1 protein-coding gene is annotated in these 336 nt (G+C 47.3%); it reads left to right on the top strand.

Features of this window, described 5'->3' with window-relative positions:
* Positions 1–52: 52 nt before the first annotated feature.
* Complete coding sequence (locus tag HMPREF2551_RS09570) at positions 53–310, top strand: SemiSWEET family transporter (RefSeq protein ID WP_049225703.1); 258 nt, start codon at positions 53–55, stop codon at positions 308–310.
* The last annotated feature ends 26 nt before the right edge of the window (positions 311–336 follow it).

Below are 336 nucleotides of genomic sequence, written 5' to 3'. Positions count from 1 at the left end.
TCAACATCTGTACAGCCTGAAAACCCAATCGTCTAATCAGAAAGGAAAACCAATGACTGAAAAACAAATGCACATTCTTTCCGTCACCGCCACCCTGGCCGGCGTCGGTATGTACGTTTCTTATATCCCGCAAATCCAAAACAACCTTGCCGGCAACCCCGGCTCGCCGTTGCAACCCCTCGTCGCCGCCATCAACTGCACATTATGGTTTGCCTACGGCTTTTTGAAAGAAAAACGCGACTACCCCATCATACTGGCAAACGCCCCAGGCATTATTTTGGGTTTGATTACATTTATCACTAGTTTTTAAGGAAGTTTTCAGACGGCCTGTGCAAA

Source organism: Neisseria sp. HMSC066H01 (assembly GCF_001837375.1).
Taxonomy (GTDB): Bacteria; Pseudomonadota; Gammaproteobacteria; order Burkholderiales; family Neisseriaceae; genus Neisseria.
This window is presented reverse-complemented; position numbering and strand designations above follow the sequence as displayed.